Annotated in this window: 14 protein-coding genes, 1 other RNA gene and 2 pseudogenes; 8 read left to right on the plus strand and 9 right to left on the minus strand. The window is 53.0% G+C overall.

From position 1 onward, the window contains the following. Positions 1–133: 133 nt before the first annotated feature. From cmk to gyrA, 7 genes are all read right to left on the minus strand, one after another. Positions 134–808 carry a (d)CMP kinase gene (gene cmk / locus IEW12_RS13240; protein ID WP_188566484.1) on the minus strand — a complete coding sequence of 225 codons (675 nt, stop codon included), beginning with the start codon at positions 806–808 and terminating at the stop codon, positions 134–136. A 778-nt stretch (positions 809–1586) separates the two neighbouring features. Further along, positions 1587–2921 carry a 3-phosphoshikimate 1-carboxyvinyltransferase gene (gene aroA / locus IEW12_RS13245; RefSeq protein WP_188566485.1) on the minus strand — a complete coding sequence of 445 codons (1335 nt, stop codon included), beginning with the start codon at positions 2919–2921 and terminating at the stop codon, positions 1587–1589. A gap of 55 nt (positions 2922–2976) precedes the next feature. After that, positions 2977–3879, minus strand: coding sequence for a prephenate dehydrogenase (locus tag IEW12_RS13250; RefSeq protein ID WP_371874535.1), 903 nt, complete (start codon positions 3877–3879; stop codon positions 2977–2979). Positions 3880–3889: 10 nt separating this feature from the next. Next, positions 3890–5002 carry a histidinol-phosphate transaminase gene (hisC, locus tag IEW12_RS13255; RefSeq protein ID WP_188566486.1) on the minus strand — a complete coding sequence of 371 codons (1113 nt, stop codon included), beginning with the start codon at positions 5000–5002 and terminating at the stop codon, positions 3890–3892. A 114-nt stretch (positions 5003–5116) separates the two neighbouring features. Further along, positions 5117–6193 (minus strand): prephenate dehydratase, encoded by a 1077-nt coding sequence (gene pheA / locus IEW12_RS13260; protein ID WP_188566487.1) that lies wholly within the window; start codon positions 6191–6193, stop codon positions 5117–5119. A 265-nt stretch (positions 6194–6458) separates the two neighbouring features. Beyond that, positions 6459–7565, minus strand: coding sequence for a 3-phosphoserine/phosphohydroxythreonine transaminase (gene serC / locus IEW12_RS13265; RefSeq protein WP_188566488.1), 1107 nt, complete (start codon positions 7563–7565; stop codon positions 6459–6461). Between the two features lie 5 nt (positions 7566–7570). After that, positions 7571–10231, minus strand: coding sequence for a DNA gyrase subunit A (gyrA, locus tag IEW12_RS13270; protein WP_188566489.1), 2661 nt, complete (start codon positions 10229–10231; stop codon positions 7571–7573). Between the two features lie 822 nt (positions 10232–11053). Here gyrA and ompA point away from each other — a divergent pair. The 6 genes and pseudogenes from ompA (at position 11054) to IEW12_RS13300 (ending at position 15552) form a co-directional block, all read left to right on the plus strand. After that, positions 11054–11707 (plus strand): outer membrane protein OmpA, encoded by a 654-nt coding sequence (gene ompA / locus IEW12_RS13275; RefSeq protein ID WP_188566490.1) that lies wholly within the window; start codon positions 11054–11056, stop codon positions 11705–11707. A 180-nt stretch (positions 11708–11887) separates the two neighbouring features. Then, on the plus strand, positions 11888–12592 hold the full coding sequence (gene ubiG / locus IEW12_RS13280) for a bifunctional 2-polyprenyl-6-hydroxyphenol methylase/3-demethylubiquinol 3-O-methyltransferase UbiG (RefSeq protein WP_188566491.1): 705 nt from the start codon (positions 11888–11890) through the stop codon (positions 12590–12592). A 109-nt stretch (positions 12593–12701) separates the two neighbouring features. Further along, a complete protein-coding gene (locus tag IEW12_RS13285; RefSeq protein ID WP_188566492.1) occupies positions 12702–13367 on the plus strand; it encodes an HAD family hydrolase in 666 nt (221 codons plus the stop codon). Between the two features lie 142 nt (positions 13368–13509). Then, positions 13510–13701: a hypothetical protein gene (locus tag IEW12_RS13290; protein WP_188566493.1), complete on the plus strand. Its 192-nt coding sequence runs from the start codon at positions 13510–13512 to the stop codon at positions 13699–13701. 110 nt (positions 13702–13811) lie between these two features. Continuing rightward, positions 13812–14171: a transfer-messenger RNA gene (ssrA, locus tag IEW12_RS13295) on the plus strand. A 163-nt stretch (positions 14172–14334) separates the two neighbouring features. Next, a pseudogene (locus tag IEW12_RS13300) lies at positions 14335–15552 on the plus strand (tyrosine-type recombinase/integrase). Between the two features lie 529 nt (positions 15553–16081). Here the strand turns inward: IEW12_RS13300 and IEW12_RS13305 are convergent. Further along, the gene (locus tag IEW12_RS13305; RefSeq protein WP_188566494.1) at positions 16082–16930 is read right to left on the minus strand and encodes a retropepsin-like aspartic protease; all 849 of its coding nucleotides are present in this window, start codon (positions 16928–16930) and stop codon (positions 16082–16084) included. 796 nt (positions 16931–17726) lie between these two features. On the opposite strand from IEW12_RS13305, the pseudogene IEW12_RS13310 reads away from it, so the two are divergent. Both IEW12_RS13310 and IEW12_RS13315 read left to right on the plus strand, forming a co-directional pair. After that, positions 17727–18053, plus strand: a pseudogene (locus IEW12_RS13310) (helix-turn-helix domain-containing protein); the annotation flags it as partial. An 80-nt stretch (positions 18054–18133) separates the two neighbouring features. Continuing rightward, positions 18134–18817, plus strand: a complete 684-nt coding sequence (locus tag IEW12_RS13315) for a HEPN domain-containing protein (RefSeq protein ID WP_188566495.1) — start codon at positions 18134–18136, stop codon at positions 18815–18817. A 229-nt stretch (positions 18818–19046) separates the two neighbouring features. Here the strand turns inward: IEW12_RS13315 and IEW12_RS13320 are convergent, their stop codons facing one another. Continuing rightward, entirely contained in the window at positions 19047–19298 is a 252-nt protein-coding gene (locus tag IEW12_RS13320; RefSeq protein WP_188566496.1) for a hypothetical protein, read from the minus strand. Positions 19299–19352: the final 54 nt, after the last annotated feature.

Consider the following 19352-nt stretch of genomic DNA (forward strand, 5'->3'; position numbering starts at 1 on the left):
AACTGGGTTAGGTTAAACAATCCCGGACTAGCCTTGCGCTGGAACGGGCACTAAAACCGGCGCATGAATAAGCTGTGCCGGCGAAAACGCCTACGATATTTGCAGTACGATTTTCGATTTTTTGCGCCGCTTATTAATTTACTTGTGCAGCGCTTTTTGCATACAGATCGAGTACCGTCTGGACCGCCAATTCAACCGACATGTCCGACGTATCGAGGATATAAGCACCTGGGGCGGGCTTCAGCGGAGCTGTTGCACGGGCACTATCCCTTGCATCGCGCTCAGTCAAATCCTTTACCAAGTCTTCCATATTAGCAGAAAAACCCTTTTCAATCAATTGCTTATAACGTCTTTGTGCGCGGGCTTCCACACTTGCCGTAAGATAAATCTTTTGCGTCGCATCAGGGAAGATCACGGTCCCCATGTCACGGCCATCGGCCACCAGGCCAGGAAGTTGCCTGAAAGACACCTGCAAATTGACCAAAGCCTCACGCAAGGCCGGCAAAACCGCAATTTTAGAAGCCGCAACACCGACTTCCTCCGCCCTGACCAGGTCAGTTACATCCTCATCATCCAGCAATACATGGCCGCGCGAAAAGCGGCAGGGCAGGAAACTTGCCAATAAAGCCAGTTGCTCTTCATCTTCCAGATCGACGCCCTTGCGTTTAGCGGACAGCGCAGTCAGGCGATACAGCGCGCCGGAATCCAGATAATGAAAGCCCAGATGCTTGGCGACGCGGTGGGCAACAGTGCCTTTGCCGGACGCGGTGGGACCGTCGATGGTGATGACAGGGATATGAATAGACATGAAGCAGTGTTAGAGGGATAGGGGGATGATTGGCATTATCCCATGGTTTGCATTGGGCGCAGAGGTTTGGAAAGTTTCCTCGTGGAATTTCTTGCACAAACGAGAATGATTTAGTCTCTCGGGTAACTAAATCATTCTCGCTTCGTCGGAGCACGTCGGGGGTGGCCCGACAGCCACTCACTTTATTTTGCTTCGCCAAAATAAAGTAAGCAAACAAAAGGCGACCGCAGACTTGCCCTACGGGTGATGGCGCTATGCGCCATCACATTTTGCGCATCTCAAAAAATGGGAAAGGAACGAAACTCGCTTCGCTCAAACAACGTTCCTTTCTGATCCATTTTCTGCGAAGCGCAAAATGCTACGTCCCCAGCGGGGCACGTCAAAACCAACGTCAACAGCAAACCCAACCAAGCCAACCTATTGTGATAAGCAAGTTCTATTTGTTATTCGAGAATCTGGTTGCCGTTGTTTTTGACTTGGCTTTTGATTTTGACCTTAAACCGCTCGGAGCCTCGCCGATCGTGCGATACAGAAAATGGATCAGAAACAGGTGTGTTTGAGCCGAAGGCGAGTTTCGCCTGTTTCCCATTTTTTGTACCGCACAATCGGGAACCCGAAGGGCGAGGCTTGCGGTCGCCTTTTTTGGCTTACCTTTTTTGGCGAAGCAAAAAAGGTAAGTAGCCGCCGGGCTACCCCCGGCCAGCGATCATAAAACTCCGCGGCAGCAATTAAAGAACATAGTGGTTAAGCAAAGGGAACATAGCGCTTAAGCAAAGGCTTAAAACAAATCCTCATGCTTGATGCCCGCAAACGCCTCAAAATAGTCCGGAAACGTCTTCGCCACACACTTGGGATCATTAATCCGCATGGCCGCCCCGCGCCGAGCGGCACCATCCAGTGTCGCCAGAGAGAAGCACATCGCCATACGGTGATCGTCATAGGTGTCAATAGTGGCTGGCTGGATGACGGCGGGCGGGGTGACGGAAAGGTAGTCCGCACCCTCTTCCACGATCGCGCCCAGCTTGCGCAGCTCGGTCGCCATCGCAGCGATGCGGTCGGTTTCCTTCACGCGCCAGCTGGCAATGTTGCGCAATACGCTGGTGCCGTTTGCGTACAGCGCCGCTACCGCGATGGTCATCGCTGCATCCGGAATGTGGTTGAAGTCGGCATCTATCGCTTGCAGTACGCCATTGGACTTGGCTTCTATCCAGTTGTCGCCCATCGTGATGGTGGCGCCCATTCTTTCCAGCGCCTCTACAAAGCGCACGTCGCCCTGTATGCTGTCGCGGCCTACGCCCTCTACCCGTATCGGGCCTCCTGCAATGGCGCCGGCAGCCAGGAAGTAGGATGCGGAAGAGGCATCGCCTTCCACATGAATCACATCCGGCGATACATAGTGCTGGCCGGCGGCGATCGTGAAGGATGACCAGCCGTCGCGCTGTACTTCTATGCCGAAGCGCTGCAACAGGTTCAGCGTGATTTCTATATAGGGCTTGGAGATCAGTTCGCCGATCACGTCTATCGTCACTGCATGCTCGCGCGCCATCAGTGGCGACACCATCAGCAAGGCCGTCAGAAACTGGCTGGAGACATTGCCCCTCACCTGCAGGCGCTGCGCATGGATGTGGCCGCGGCGGATATGCAGCGGCGGGAAACCGGCCACGCCGGTGTATTCCACCTGTGTGCCTACTGCGTTCAGCGCATCCACCAGATCGCCTATCGGGCGCTCATGCATGCGCGACACGCCATGTATCGTGTAGTCGCCGCCGATTACGGCCAGCGCCGCAGTCAAGGGGCGGATCGCCGTGCCGGCATTGCCCATGAACAGGTCAGCCTGATGCACCGGGAAAGCGCCGTTGATCCCCTGCACGGCGTAATCCTGCGTACCCTCTTGCTGGGTCCAATGCACACCCAGTGTGTTCAGCGCATTCAGCATCACCAGCGTATCGTCGGAGGCCAGCAAGTCCTTGATCTGGGTCGTGCCGTTGGCCAGCGCAGCCAATAACAGGATGCGGTTGGAAATGCTCTTTGATCCGGGCAGGCGTACCGTGCCCTTGACCTGCATTACAGGCGCCAGATCGATATAGTGAGGATATTGCTTGGCTTGGCTCATGGTCTTGACCTAAATTTTGCTTGCATAGGCTGGCGCTAGTCGACTTTCGTCTACTTTAGTCGCCGCCTTCCTTGTTTTGTTTTTCGGCCGCTTCTATCGCGCTGATCCAGCTATGCCGCGCACGCTGCGCATTGGCATAGATCGCTTCTATCGCAGGGCCTTCTGATGCTGCCAGATGTTCGCGCAGCACCGCCAGCTTGGCTGTGTAGGCATCCAGCTCCAGCAGCATGGCATCGCGATTGGCCAGTGAGATGTCGCGCCACATTTCCGGCGAAGAACCGGCGATACGGGTGAAATCACGAAAACCGCTCGCCGCATACTGGAACAGCCGGTCTGCATGCGGTTTGCGGGCGATGTCATCCACCAGTGCATAGGCTAGCAAATGCGGCAGATGGCTGACAGCCGCGAATACCTGGTCATGCTCAGCCGGGGTCAGGTGATGGATGATTGCGCCGCATAAGCGCCACGCGGTTGCCACCCTAGCCACGTCTTCGGCAGAATTTTCTTTCAGCGCTGTGATGACTGCCTTCTTCCCTGCATACAGGTCCACCAGCGCCGCATCCGGTCCATTGGTTTCCCGGCCCGCGATAGGGTGCGCGGGCACAAACTGCGCCACCAGATCGCCCAGCACCTCCCGTGCAGCCGCAACCACATCCGACTTGGTACTGCCGGCGTCGGTCACGATGGTGCCCGGCTGCAAATGCGGCTTGATGGACGCCAGGATGGCCGGCGTCTGCGCTACCGGTGCCGCGATCAGCACCAGATCGGCACCCTGCACCGCATCGGCAATGGAGGTCGCCGCCTGGTCGATGATGCCCAGCTCCTTTGCCCGCAACAGGGAATCATGGATGCGGTCCACGCCGACGACCTGCGCCACCGCGCCGGCTTTTTTCAGCGCCAGCGCGAAGGAGCCGCCTATCAGCCCAACCCCAAAAATGACGACCTTGTTGAAGCTCACGATTTTATCCTCAGGCAGCCGCCAGGATGGATTTCAAGGCGGCGATGAAAATGGCGTTTTCTTCAGGCAAGCCGATGGAGATACGCAGCCACTGCGGCAAACCGTAATTGCCTACCGGACGCACGATCACGCCGCGCTTCAGCAATTCCAGGTTGATGCGCGCACCGGCGCCGTCGTCATTGCCGACCTTTACCAGCACAAAGTTGCCGAAGGATGGAACGAATTCCAGGTTCAGCTCATTGAAGGCTTGCGTCAATTGCTTGTAGCCGTCCGAATTTAGCGTTGCGCTCTTTTGCAGGAAAGCAGTGTCGTTCAGTGCCGCGATCGCAGCAGCCTGTGCCATCGAGTTCACGTTGAAAGGCTGGCGTATGCGGTTCAGCAGATCGGTGATGCCTGGCTGCGCAATGCCGAAGCCTATGCGCAAACCCGCCAGGCCATAAGCCTTGGACAAGGTGCGCGACACCAGCAGGTTAGGATACTGCTTGACCCAGGCGATGGAATCGTACTGCAGCTCAGGCGCCAGGAATTCGTTGTACGCCTCATCCAGCACAACGACTACGGAAGCCGGCACTTTCTTCAGGAAAGCCTCAATCGCAGCGGCCGGCAGGAAGGTGCCGGTAGGATTGTTCGGGTTAGCGATAAATACCAGCTTGGTGTCCGGCGTGATCGCCGCCAGCATCGCATCCAGGTCATGGCCATAAGCCACCGCCGGTACGACTATCGCGCGGCCGCCAACGGCCTGCGTTGCCAGCGGATATACCGCAAACGAATACTGCGCAAACACCACGCCCTGGCCAGGCTCGACAAAAGCGTGCGCCGCCAGCTCCAAAATATCGTTACTGCCGTTGCCCAGCGTGATCCATTCTTGCGGCACACCGTATTTGGCGGTGATGGTGGCTTTCAGCTCAAAGCCGTTGGCGTCCGGGTAGCGGCCCAGGTCGGATGCTGCGCGCGCCATGGCTTCCTTCGCAGAATCAGGCACACCCAGCGGATTTTCATTGGAAGCCAGCTTGACGATCTTGGACTCATCCAGGCCGAATTCACGCGCCACCTCGGCTATCGGTTTGCCGCCCTGGTAAGGAGCGATTGCACGAACATAGTCAGGGCCGAATTTGATAGACATACTTACTCCAAAAATATTTCCGGTGCGGGAGAGTGACCGGACAAAGAAATCAATACCGTTTGCGATGCCATGGGCATACAAAGCAGCGCCGCTGCCTTGTTTTGCTAGATTTTGCTATATCGTGCAGGGATAAGAACCCAGCACTTTAAAAAATGCCGCGTTATCCTTCAGTTCCGCCGTCGCTTTGGCCACGCGCTCATCCATCACATGGCCTTCTACGTCGACATAGAAATAATATTCCCAATTGCCGGTGCGCGCGGGGCGGGATTCAAAGCGAGTCATCGATACGCCGTGGGTTGCCAGCGGGGCCAGCATCTTGTACACGGCGCCGGCCTTATTCGGCACAGCCAGCACCAGAGAAGTCTGGTCCTTGCCGCTAGGCGTAGTGTGCAGACGGCCGACGATTGCAAAGCGGGTGCGATTATGCGGATCATCCTGGATATGGGCGCTGACCACTTGCAGGTTGTATTGCTGGCCTGCAATCTCACCGGCAATTGCGGCAATCGTTGTGTCCTTGCTGGCCATCAATGCCGCTTCCGCGTTGGAGGCGACTGCATGGCGTTCTATATGCGGGTAGTGCTGGTTCAACCAGGCCTGGCACTGCGCCAGTGCCTGCGAATGCGCGCAGATGCGTGCAATGCCGTCCATATGGCCGAGCTTGGTCATCAGGCTGTGATGGACGGGAATCGATAGTTCACCGCTGATCACCAGGCTGGTTTGCAGCAACAGGTCCAGCGTGCGGTTGATCGCGCCTTCGGAAGAATTTTCTATCGGCACCACGCCAAAGTCGGCGGTGCCGGCCTCGGTTGCGCGGAATACCTCGTCGATCGATACGCAAGGCAGTACCAGCACGGCACGGCCGAACTGCTGGTACACCGCCTGCTCGCTGAAGGTGCCGACCGGGCCCAGGAAGGCCACGGTAACGCGCCTTTCCAGCGCGCGGCAAGCGGACATCACTTCACGGAATATGGTTTGGACGTCTTCGTCCTGCAATGGTCCCGGATTGTTATGCGCCACATTACGCAAGACCTGGGCCTCGCGCTCAGGACGGAATACCGGGGCATTGGTTTCTGCTTTGACGTGCCCGACTTCCTGCGCCACGCGGGCGCGCTCATTCAGCAGGGCGAGGATCTGCGCATCCAGCGCGTCTATCTTTTCGCGCAAGGGCAGTAATTTGTTGTCGCTAGTCATCGATATGCACCTATTTAATGCCTCGCACCTTATTGCTTATAAAGATGCAAGTTTGGCTTTACTACCTTTTGAATCCCATGCTGACAGGCAGGTGAACCTGGCAGGCAATGCCGGAGAACGCGATGACGCTCGATTTCCTGGCGTATCCCGGTTATTTTTTGAAGAACCGCAAATACTTCGAAGGTAAATTTAACACTGTTTTTAACACTATCTTGCCGGGCAAAAAATGCCCGGCCACATTGCTTGCGTATTACTTGCTTATTGCTTACTTATTCGCCGCTGCAAATTTCGCCATAAAGGCAACCAGCGCCTGCACGCCTTCTATAGTCATCGCGTTGTAGATTGATGCACGCATGCCGCCCACTGATTTGTGGCCTTTCAGTTGCAGCAGGCCGTTTTCCTTGGCTTGCGCCAGGAAGGCGGCGTTCAGCGATTCATCGCGCAAAAAGAAAGGCACGTTCATCCGTGAACGGTTGCCCTTGTTGATGCGGTTGATATAAAAATCGCTGGAATCCAGATAGTCGTACAACAAGGCCGCCTTGGCGATATTGCGCTCTTCCATCGCAGCGACGCCACCCTGGCGCTTCAGCCACTGGAACACCAGGCCGGCGATATAGATCGCATAGGTCGGCGGCGTGTTGAACATGGAATCATTGTCTGCGACTGTCTTCCAGTTGAAGGCAGATGGGCAGCACGGCAAGGCATGGCCCAGCAAGTCTTCGCGCACGATCACGATAGTCAGGCCGGCAGGGCCGATATTCTTCTGCGCACCGCCATAGATCACGCCGTATTGGGATACATCGATCACGCGCGACAGGATATGCGAAGACATGTCGGCCACCAGCGGCGCACCATTGGTATCGGCGCTGACATCCGGCACGAACTGATATTCGATGCCGTCTATCGTCTCATTGGTGCAGACGTGCACATAGGCTGCGTCCCTGGTCAGCTTCCAGCTATCGCGCGGCGGTATCGTTGCAAACTTGTCTGCCTCGGAAGAAGCAGCCACGTTCACATTCAAATACTTGCCTGCTTCCTTCAGCGACTTCACCGACCAGGAGCCGGTGTTGATGTAATCCGCAGTCGCCGGCTGAGGCTTCAGGCCGGCCAGGTTCATAGGCACGATTGCGTTTTCTGCAATCGCACCGCCCTGCATGAACAGGATTTTGTAGTTATCGGGAACCGCCAGCAACTCACGCAAATCTTTCTGCGCAGCAGTGATGATGGACGTGTACTCGGCACCGCGATGGCTCATCTCCATCACCGACATGCCGCTACCGTGCCAATCCAGCATCTCTGCCGCTGCCTGCTGCAATACTTCCTTGGGCAATACAGCAGGGCCCGCCGAGAAATTGTAGATCGTTGCCGGCATCGTGTTTACTCCGCGCTGCCGCTGTCTGCAGCAGTGTCGCCACCGGCATCGGCAACTTCACCGGCCTCTGCATCTGCATCAACGTCCGCATCGGTCTCAACAATACGCTGCAAGCCGCTCAGCTTGGTCCCGTCTTCCACTGCGATCAGGGTTACGCCTTGTGTTGCGCGGCCCATTTCGCGGATCTCTGCAACACGGGTACGTATCAAGACGCCGCCGGTCGTGATCAGCATGATCTCGTCCGTCGTATCCACCAGCGTTGCAGCAACTACGCGGCCATTGCGTTCTGAAGTCTGGATCGCGATCATGCCCTTGGTGCCGCGGCCGTGACGGGTGTATTCGGTAATCGGCGTACGTTTGCCGAAGCCGTTTTCTGTCGCCGTCAATACCGATTGCTGTTCGTTTTCTGCGACCAGCAGTGCAATGACCTGTTGTCCTTCTTCCAGGTTCATGCCGCGCACGCCACGGGCGGTACGGCCCATAGGGCGCACATCGTTTTCGTCAAAGCGCACAGCCTTGCCGGAATCGGAGAACAGCATTACGTCATGCTTGCCGTCAGTCAGCGCAGCGCCGATCAGGAAATCGCCTTCATCCAGGTCCACCGCAATAATGCCGGCCTTACGTGGATTGCTGAAATCGTTCAACGGTGTTTTCTTCACAGTACCCAGGCTGGTCGCCATGAAGATGTAATGGTCTTCAGGGAAGCTGCGGTTGTCGCCGGACACCGGCAGGATCACGGTGATCTTCTCGCCGTCCTGCAATGGGAACATGTTCACGATAGGCTTGCCGCGCGAGTTGCGCGAGCCTTGCGGCACTTCCCATACCTTCAGCCAATACAGACGGCCGCGGTTGCTGAAGCACAAGATGTAGTCATGCGTATTGGCGATGAACAACTGCTCGATCCAATCGTCTTCCTTGGTCGCCATTGCCTGCTTGCCGCGTCCGCCGCGTTTTTGCGCGCGGTACTCGGAGACCGGCTGCGACTTCATGTAACCGGTGTGCGACAGGGTCACAACCATGTCTTGCGGCGTGATCAGGTCTTCGGTTTCCAGATCGGTGGCGTTCAGCTCTATCTGCGAGCGGCGTGCATCTTTGTTGCCTTCGCCGTATTCATTGCGTGCCGCTGTCATTTCGTCAGTGATGATGACGGTGACGCGTTCAGGCTTGGACAAGATGTCCAGCAGGTCGGCGATTTCGGCCATTACGTCTTTGTATTCGTTGACGATCTTGTCTTGTTCCAGACCTGTCAGGCGTTGCAGACGCATCTGCAGGATTTCCTGAGCCTGGTCGTCGGACAGCTTGTACAAGCCGTCAGTCTGTATGCCGTAGTGCTTAGGCAGGCTCTCTGGACGGAAAGCATCGATACCGCCAGGATTGTCTGCTGCCGTACGCATCAGCATCTCGCGTACCATGGAAGAATCCCAGGCGCGGTTCATCAACTCTACCTTCGCCAAAGGCGGCGTTGGCGCGGCCTTGATGATCGCGATGAAATCGTCGATGTTCGCCAATGCAACTGCCAGGCCTTCCAGCACGTGGCCGCGCTCGCGCGCCTTGCGCAGTTCAAATACGGTACGGCGTGTGACCACTTCGCGGCGGTGCGACAGGAAGCATTCCAGCATCTGCTTCAGGTTCAGCAGTTTAGGCTGGCCATTGACCAGGGCCACCATGTTCATGCCGAAGGTGTCTTGCAGTTGAGTCTGCTTGTACAGATTGTTCAGCACCACTTCAGGTACTTCGCCACGCTTCAGTTCGATCACGACGCGCATGCCGGATTTATCGGATTCATCACGGATGTCCGAGATGCCGTCCAGCTTCTTGTCGCGCACCAGCTCGGCGATACGCTCCAGCAGCGATTTCTTGTTGACCTGGTAAGGCAGCTCATCGACGATCAGCGCCGTGCGGGCATCCTTGCCGAATTCTTCAAAGTGCGTTTTCGCGCGCATCACCACACGGCCGCGGCCAGTGCGATAACCGTCGCGCACGCCGGATACGCCATAGATAATGCCGGCGGTCGGGAAGTCCGGCGCAGGAATGATCTCGATCAATTCATCGATCGTGCAATCCTTGTTGCGCAGCACATGCAGCGCGCCATTGATCACCTCGGTGATATTGTGCGGCGGAATATTGGTTGCCATACCTACCGCAATACCGGACGCGCCATTGATCAGCAGGTTGGGGATGCGGGTAGGCAGGACGGAAGGTTCTTTTTCCTTGCCGTCATAGTTAGGCACGAAATCGACGGTTTCTTTTTCGATATCGGCCAGCAGCTCATTGGCGATCTTGTCCAGGCGGCACTCGGTATAACGCATCGCCGCGGCATTGTCGCCGTCAACGGAACCGAAGTTACCCTGGCCGTCCACCAATGTGTAGCGCAAGGAAAAATCCTGCGCCATACGCACCAGTGTGTCGTAAATAGAGGCATCGCCGTGCGGGTGATACTTACCCATGACTTCACCGACCACACGTGCGCATTTGACGAAGGGGCGGTTATACACGTTGTTCATTTCGTGCATCGCGAACAAGACGCGTCTATGCACAGGCTTCAGGCCGTCACGTACATCCGGCAAGGCGCGGCCTACGATCACGCTCATGGCGTAATCGAGGTAGCTCTTGCGCATTTCTTCTTCAAGGGAAATCGGGAGTGTTTCTTTAGCGAATTGATCCATTGGCAGGCCGGCAATTTAGAGCTTGGGTTAAAAACGAATGCGCCAATCACGCGTCCGGCTTTTTGAGCCGGCCGCGCCGCCGATATTTGCCGTCAAACTTTACATATAGGCAATTACCGAGCTTTAGCGCTGAACTTTTGATTTTAGCATGCGCAGGGCCGGAAACCAGCTTTTGGGAGCTGTTTTAAGGATTTGGCGCGGGAATTTGCGTGTATTGACTATGAGCTCGCGCTCTAGCCGCCGCTGAAAACGATCATGGGGAAAAGGCATGCCAATGGCGCATCAATAGGCAATCCGGCAATTCGAATAAATCATTTCAATTTGCTTGCCACGCAGATATTAAATATGCAAGTGCTTTCAGGAAAAATTTCTTTTGGGGCAATGACGTACAATAAGGGCAGGCAAGCATGGAATTCAGCATCAAGTTTGTGCAGACCGGGCGCAAATGGTGCGCCACCTAACAGACGGCCCTACCCTGGCTGATGCATTCTTTTGATGCGTGCTGCATGGAAACAAAGTCCGTGTATCATGATTTAACAGTTTTTGCGGCAATTAATCGTTGCGAAAAGACGACATTTTTGTCAAAATGTTACTTTGACAATTTAACAGTTTTCGTGTGGGAGCGGTTCCTATGGCAGAATGTAGCCTTGGGACCATGTCTACATCACAACAATAGCCCTTGAATTTGCTTCACGCCACTTCATGCCTATTTAGTAAGTGGAAACAAGAATGTCATCAAGACGTGGTAGTATCGCTTTCAGTAATAATTTTGCAGTTTAGTTGCGCAGTCCATCTGCGGTAATCTCACCCGAGAGGAGAAATATGAAAAATTTAGCAAAGCTCGTTATCGCAGCGTCGGCCTTAGTTGCCATTTCTGCATCAGCTCAAGAAGATATCAAAGCAAGCACACCTACTAGCGCTTATGTGCAAGATGGTCGTGGCGTTATTGCTCGTGATCCGTTCGGTCTGTGCTGGCGCACAGGCTACTGGACACCTGCTGACGCATTGCCAGGTTGCGATGCACCACTGGTTAAACCAGCGCCACCAGCACCTGCTCCAGAGCCAGCACCTGCTCCAGCTCCAGCGCCTGCTCCAGTAGTTGCACCAGCTCCTACTTCTGAAAAAGTCACTTTCGCAGCTGATGCGTTCTTTGATTTCGACAAAGCAGTACTGAAGCCAGAAGCTAAAGTTAAACTGGATGACATGGCATCCAAACTGAAAGGTATCAACCTGGAAGTTGTGATCGCTGTTGGCCATACAGACTCCGTAGGTTCCGATGCTTACAACCAAAAACTGTCGGTACGCCGTGCAGAAGCTGTTAAAGCTTACCTGGTAAGCGCCGGTATCGAAGCTAACCGTGTTTACACTGAAGGCAAGGGCAAAAAACAACCAGTTGCTGACAACAAGACAGCAGCCGGCCGTGCTCAAAACCGTCGTGTAGAAATCGAAGTAGTTGGCACACGCACTACAAAATAATCACTGACTAGTTCACTGATTTAAAAAAACCCCGCTTCGGCGGGGTTTTTCTTTTTGCGCGACTACTGCGCCGACGTGACGATTCCCCTACAATATCGTTAATCGAGATCCGCCACAGCAAGCCGTATTGCTGCGACCGCGACCATTGCAACCAACGCACAGCAAAGCCCTCATCACACTATGTCTACCGTCAACGCCGATCCAGCAGAAATCCAGAAATTCAGCGACCTCGCCCACCGCTGGTGGGACCCGACGTCCGAGTTCAAGCCGCTGCATGAAATCAATCCGCTACGCCTGGAATGGATCAATGCCCGCGCCCCACTGGCCGGCAAAAACGTGATCGACGTCGGCTGCGGCGGCGGCATCCTGGCAGAATCGATGGCAAAAAAAGGCGCGAAAGTGACCGGTATAGACCTGTCCGATAAGGCGCTGAAAGTCGCCGACCTGCACGGCCTGGAATCCGGCGTGCAAGTGCGCTATGAAAAGATCGCCGCCGAAGACATGGCCGCGCGTGAAGCCGGCCAATATGATGTGGTCACCTGCATGGAAATGCTGGAACACGTGCCGGATCCTGCTTCCATCATCAAAGCCTGCACGGCAATGGTGAAGCCGGGCGGCAAGGTATTTTTCTCCACGCTGAACCGCAACCTGAAGTCCTACCTGTTTGCCGTCATCGGCGCAGAATACCTGCTGCAACTACTACCGAAGGGTACGCATGACTATGCCAAATTCATCACCCCGGCAGAACTGAGCCAGGCCATACGCAACGCCGGCCTGCAACTGGATGCGATGAAGGGCATGAGCTACAACCCGCTGACGCAGATCTACTCCCTGAACCAGGACACCAGCGTGAATTACATGGTTGCCTGCACCCGCCCCGCTTAAACAGCCCAGCCACAATACTCACACGCCTTGAGCACATCCGCGCGGAGCCACGCTCCGCGCACCCAGAACACGCAAATGCAAACACGCAGCACAGATAGCCGAACACACCATGCAAAACCCAAAAGCAATACTGTTTGACCTGGACGGCACCCTGGCCGACACCGCCCCCGATCTGGCCGCCGCGCTGAACAAAATGCGCGAAACCCGGCACCTGCTGCCCGCCCCCTACGAAAGCCTGCGCCAGTACGCATCCGCAGGCGCCCGCGGCCTGATCGGCGCCGGCTTTGGCGTGACGCCGGAGAACAAGGAATACGAAGCCCTGAAGACGGAATTCCTGAGCAACTACGAATCCGCCATCAATGTGCGCAGCCGCCTGTTTGAACACGTACCGGCGCTGCTGACAGGCCTGGATGAACTGGGCGTGCCCTGGGGCATAGTCACCAACAAAGCGGCCCGCTTTACCGATCCGCTAGTGCCATTGCTGGGCCTGCAACGCTCCGGCTGCACCATCTCCGGCGACACCACGCCGCATCCAAAACCGCACCCTGCCCCTTTGCTGGAAGCAGCCAAGCGGCTGGACATTGCACCGTCCTATTGCTGGTATGTAGGAGACGACTTGCGCGATATACAGGCTGGCCACGCCGCAGGCATGGCCACCATCGCTGCCGCCTGGGGCTATTGCGGCGCGACAGAACCCACGCACTGGAGGGCAGACGCCATCCTAGACAGCCCGCTGGAACTGCTGGAATTCATTCGCGCCAAGCTGGATCGCTAGGTCTTTTGCAACAAAGGCAGGCTAAAAATCTGCCCTGCTGCCGGATTTGACAGGTTTTGGTAACATCAAGAAATATTAGTAACATTTATTTACATTTCTCCTATACACTATTGCCGAAATAACACTCAATAGTTTTGGAGAAATGATGAACCTAGAAAAAACCTGGTACGAAGTTTCCCCTTACATCTACGGCGTGATCGGCGTCGTGGCGCTGGCAATGGCAGAATCCAAAATCGCCTACCTGTCCGCCGCCCTGCTGATGTCCTCCTCCATCACCATCATCACCCTGCGCCGGCATTACCGCGCAGCGGAAAGAGACAGTATCCGCGGCTAATTCCATAGAAAGAGCATGGCTGCAGGGCGCAGCGCTTGAAAAGCGCCGCCCCTGCCCCATCTACTGCTTACTGCTGGCACGGCAGAAGTGTTACAATGAACATCTGTTTTGGGGACGACCTGGTTTCGACGTGGGTTGCAAAGCAGCGCAGGGCATACCGAGGCCAGACTACCTCGTAAATACAATCTGAACTTTATAACTGCAAACGATAACTCGTACGCATTAGCCGCTTAATACCGGCTAACTCTACACTATCTCTTCCCTAGGGTAGGCTGGCAACAGCAGTAGAGTCATTCATAGGGAATCGTCTCAAGTCGGGTCACTTGGCTTGGGACTAAATAATAGGTGGCTCGCCTGTCCGCAGCGTGCGCGTCCGCGTCGTCCAGGTTAAATCAAATGGCAGCGCTAAGTATGTAGAACTGTCTGTAGAGTGCTTGCGGACGCGGGTTCGATTCCCGCCGTCTCCACCATCAATTAGTTTTAAGAGTTCCAAAGCTGTCCAAAAAAGCCGCATCTCTCTCTATGAGGATGCGGCTTTTTTGTCTTATACAGTCCAATCGATATCATTGACATCCAGCATCGATGGGGGCAACATTGGGGGCAACTCCCCTACCGCTAACCGCAGTTGCCCCCATGCCCTTATCTGACACAGCAATACGAAATGCAAAACCTGGCGAGAAGTCTATCCGTATGTATGACACCGGCGGCTTGTACCTCGAAATCGCCCCGTCGGGTGGAAAATGGTGGCGCCTAAAATATCGGGTGGACGGAAAAGAAAAAAGGATCTCACTCGGTGTGTATCCCGACGTGTCCCTCAAAGACGCACGTGAAAAACGTGATACAGCCCGAAAGCAGCTCGCAAATGATGTTGATCCAGGGGAGCATCGAAAAGCAGCCAAGTCATCAAACGTCCTAGTTGGCGAAAACAGCTTTGAGGTAATTGCTCGTGAATGGTTTGTGAAATTCGCGCCAAACTGGGTTGAGACTCATTCAGATAAAATCATCCGGCGCCTTGAGCGTGACGTTTTCCCCTGGTTAGGGAAACGCCCCATTCAGGAAATCACAGCGCCAGAGATTCTCACAGTGTTGCGGAGAATTGAGGAGCGAGGGGCTTTGGAGACGGCCCACAGGGCCTTGCAGAATTGCAGTCAAGTATTTAGATATGCCATCGCTACAGGACGTGCAGTGCGCGATCCGGCCGCGGATCTACGCGGTGCCCTCCCCCCAGCCAGGGTAAAACATCATGCGTCCATCACTGATCCGAAATTGATTGGTGCACTACTTCGGGCAATAAAAGGCTATGAAGGTTCACTGGTAACAAAATGCGCATTGTAGATTGCACCGCTGACTTTTGTTCGGCCCGGCGAGTTACGAAAAGCCGAGTGGAGCGAATTCAATTTTGATGAGGCGGAGTGGCGCATTCCCGCTGAGAGAATGAAAATGGGAGAAAAGCATATCGTTCCACTTTCGAAGCAAGTGCTTGCACTTTTACGGGAACTCCACCCTTTGACCGGACATGGGAAATATGTTTTTCCTGGCGCCAGGACTAACGGGCGGCCGATGAGTGAAAACACCGTAAATGCCGGGCTTCGCCGCCTGGGATACTCCAATGACGAAATGACAGGCCATGGATTTCGGAGTATGGCTTCAACACTTTTGAATGAGCAAGGGTGGAATCGAGATGCAATTGAGCGTCAACTCGCTCATGCAGAACGTGATTCGATCAGAGCCGCGTATAACTACGCGGAACATTTACCGGAGAGGCGTCGAATGATGCAAGCGTGGGCAGACTTCCTTGACAGCTTATCGTTGTCCACAGAAATAATGGTGCTTAAAACGAAGGTGGCTTAGTTTGGTCTAAATCTTTTGATTCTTTTGTTAGAGAAGCATATTTGGGACTAACAGACTTCAGCCAAGGCAACCGGATCAAAACGACGCCGAGAAAAGTGAAATTTAACTGGAGGGAACGGGGTGACAGGCGCCAAACGCCCGTTTGATTAATCGTATGAAGCAAGATTTCCGCATGGAACCTGTCAGGTTTATTATATGTTGCATTTATAAAATTGTGGCTTTTGAAGTATAAAAATACAACTTAATCTGCCCGCTGGAACAGCACCAGACGCTAAACCTAGATCTTTTTCTGGCTACAAACCCAGTAAATACTATTCCCTACACCACACAGTTTTGAATACACAAATACTGCCGGCGGTAGATCGAGCCTGAAGTGGCTCATGAGTTGTACGACGAGGTAATTTTTCTCGTCGTTCTATTCATTAAGACTCTGACTTCCCTTTGGGGTATCCCATCGATTGCATTTACGATTGAAACAGATTATCGAAATTTTCAGTCGAATTGATTCACGAAAATGACACCAGCCCATCTACTTATTCGGCTTCATATAAATCAAATGATTTTGGAGGTCTATCAGCACCAAAATTTTCTTGAAAAAGTCAGTTCCTAATATTCCGTCAGCATGGAACTCATCCGGCAAATCCATCAATAGGGGCTTAACGACGTTGGCACCTGGAAGCGGTAAATTTATAGAGCGACAAACGCGTTGGGGTCCCAGGTCGAAATCGCACTTGTCTATTTGAGAGCCTTTTTCAGCTACCGACACCTTCACCATTGAAATGGTTGCAGCAGAATCAAGCACCATTCGATATACGTTCTTTCCGTTGGATATTTTAAAAATCAATCCCTCATCGCCTTTTTCATAAGGGACCGGGGTCCAATCCGTCATTGGTTTCGAAATCTCGCCAATTTCGTCGCTAATTAAGACTGTCTTCGCGGAAAAATTTAAGAGAATTTTTTTACCTTCAAAAAAATTAAGTCCTAGCACGGAAATATCAGAATCCAACCCCTTCTGTTTGCCCAGTGAAAGGCCCCATGGAGAAAATATGACTCCCTTTAAATGAGAAAAAGGTATGCCGTTTACGGTCAGCTTTGGTACAACAAACTCGTCAGATTCATTTATTGCGCCGCTAAGATCAACGCTCTTTATTTTTTTACCAGTATATTCCAATCCTGTTATGCCTCGAGCTACTTCCGGGGTCAAATGGAGGCTGATATTTGAACCCAAATCAAGAACAAATGGCACAGTTTTTTCATTCAGCTTCAAGTCAACCACCGGTATCCCGTTGTTAAACTTTACCGGAATGACCGCTGTTGTACTTGCAAACGTCACTGCAGTGCTTAGAAACAGAGCCCACAAACAAAAGATTTTTTTCATGAAATTGACAATTTGAACAATTTAAATTTAATAAAATCGCGCTGACCTTAAAAAACTCGCTCGGCTAAGTGCCTTTGCCTTGGTGGTCAAGTCGATTAATATCATGATAAACCTTGGGGCCGTCGAGGCTAATTGACTCGCATAATTGTCGCTCATCGCCCGGAAACAATCGCTACCGCTCAACGCGTTGTCGTTCTTGAACATGGAGAAATTGTTCAAGACGTGCTACAAGGAGAAGCGCCGGAACCGCGAAAAGAATTACGAGCTTGACCACGTCCTGGGCGCTTTAGCCTGGATAAAAAAGGTAACGATTGGGAACAACTTCGTCTTTAATTTGATAACTTGGTCTTGACCGGCTTCAATATAAAAGATTGGTAACCCAGGTACAGCGTATTTGTACTCCTTAAAACAGGATACGCAAATACAACCTCGTGGCAACAAAACCGCGTCGCGCAGATCAGTTTAAGTTTTGACAGAATAATGAACTACCATGAGCCGGAACCACATCGACCTAATTTGTCCATATTGCGGGGAACTTGTCCTTCAACTACCAACTGAAGCACGACCGATTCAGGAACGACAATACATATGCACTTCTTGTAATCGTAAAACTAAAATTGCTAAATTGATGACCAGCAACGGCAATACATTTCAGGATTACACGCGTCAAAACAGTCCGAATGCGCAAATTGTTGATTTGCACTGAAAACTGACCCACTTTGCTGGGAAATTTGCACGTAATTCTGACCCACGTTTAGAACACAATCCTACTTGTCTTGACGAGTAGGAGATTGGAGTGATCGACGTGGCATTACTAGGCATTATTCGACGCTGGCACATTCGTGACCAGGTCCCCTTGAGAGAGATCGCCAGAAGGCTGGGCATCTCACGCAACACTGTCCGGCGCTATCTGCGCTCGGAAATGACCGAGCCGGCCTACGCGGAGCGGCAAACAACCAGTGCCATCGATAAATATGCTTTCCAGCTTTCGGGCTGGTTAAAGACGGAGGCAGGCAAAAACCGCAAGCATCGCCGCAGCCTGAAACAACTGCACTTGGATCTGAAGGAATTGGGATTCGAAGGGTCGTACGACCGGGTGGCAGCCTTTGCCAGGCAGTGGAAGGTGGATCAAACTGACCGGGTCAATTCAGCAAGCAAAAGAACAGCCAGCAAATAATTTCACAAAAACTGGGCGCCACAGTAGTGGAACAGTCGGAACCCGGATATGGATATGTGTCATTAGGAGGCGGAGGTACGATTACACCTCAGACTATCAAGCCAGAAACTCTTTTTAGACTGCTAGCAGAATATGAGGAAATGGGTATTTCTTGGGACGACGAAAAGCGACTGGCAATCGAGCTTCTTAACTCGGCCCTCGTCGAAACCTCATTGAACGCAAGATTTTTAAACATGATGTTTATGTTCGAAAGCCTCGCAGTGCAAGAACAACGGCCTCAGCCCATAGTCGACCTAGTAAACTCTTTTATAGAAACCACCAAGCTAAACGCGAGAGAAATTGAAGATGGAATTTCAAAAGATATTTACGACACCATAATCTCGCAACTAGGCAATTTGAAGAATGATTCAATTAATAAATCACTGCAAAAGGTTGCGTTAGAAATTGCCCCGAATTCTAAGTATATGAATCTGTCAGCAGACAACTTTATGCGCTACTGCTATAACAAACGAAGCAATTTGGCACATGGTGGCAATATAGGAATGTCAAATGAAGACCAAATGAAAATGGTGATTGAATTGCAAAAACTCTCTATCGATGCAATTGTTCATATCTGCAAACTAAAGAAAATCACCTTATTCCCGGAAGATATAGGACCACCAAATATCAATATGAATATTGGTCCACATGCGGTCGTCCCAGCTAGCTAATTTGTTGAGCTAACCCTATAAAACTAGGCACACGTTCGACAGCTTAATGCCGTAAGCTGGAGAATATCCTATGTGCGTGAAGACGCATGTGAGAGACCCCGGAACGGCTGCTTGACTTTCGCCTCACGAATCTGAGCGCGCTTGCAAGCTACATGTCACCATGTGTACTGCCCTAATAGCACCTTAGAGTCATTCTAATTAGCCACTGAATGCACCAAATCCCACCCCATCAAAAAAACGGCCACCTCAATATCCCCTTCAAATGCAGGATAGGCCGCACTGAGAAGTAGGCAATAACAACACCAAAGAACAGCAGGCAGCTCAAATCGCCCATGAACGCAAGCCCGACGCCGACTACCAGCGCAACCGACATCAGCAGCATCAGCCAGACTTCTATGCTCTTGAAAAATCCGCCGGCCTCGCGCCAAACCTGCACGATCAACGATCCCACTTCCTTCAATGTTCTGTCCTGATGCTTCATTACACTTCTCTTAACAATACTAAATTGGCAATCCAAGCTTAAGGATTGCCCAAA

The organism is Parundibacterium terreum (assembly GCF_014636315.1).
GTDB classification, from domain to species: Bacteria; Pseudomonadota; Gammaproteobacteria; order Burkholderiales; family Burkholderiaceae_D; genus Undibacterium; species Undibacterium terreum.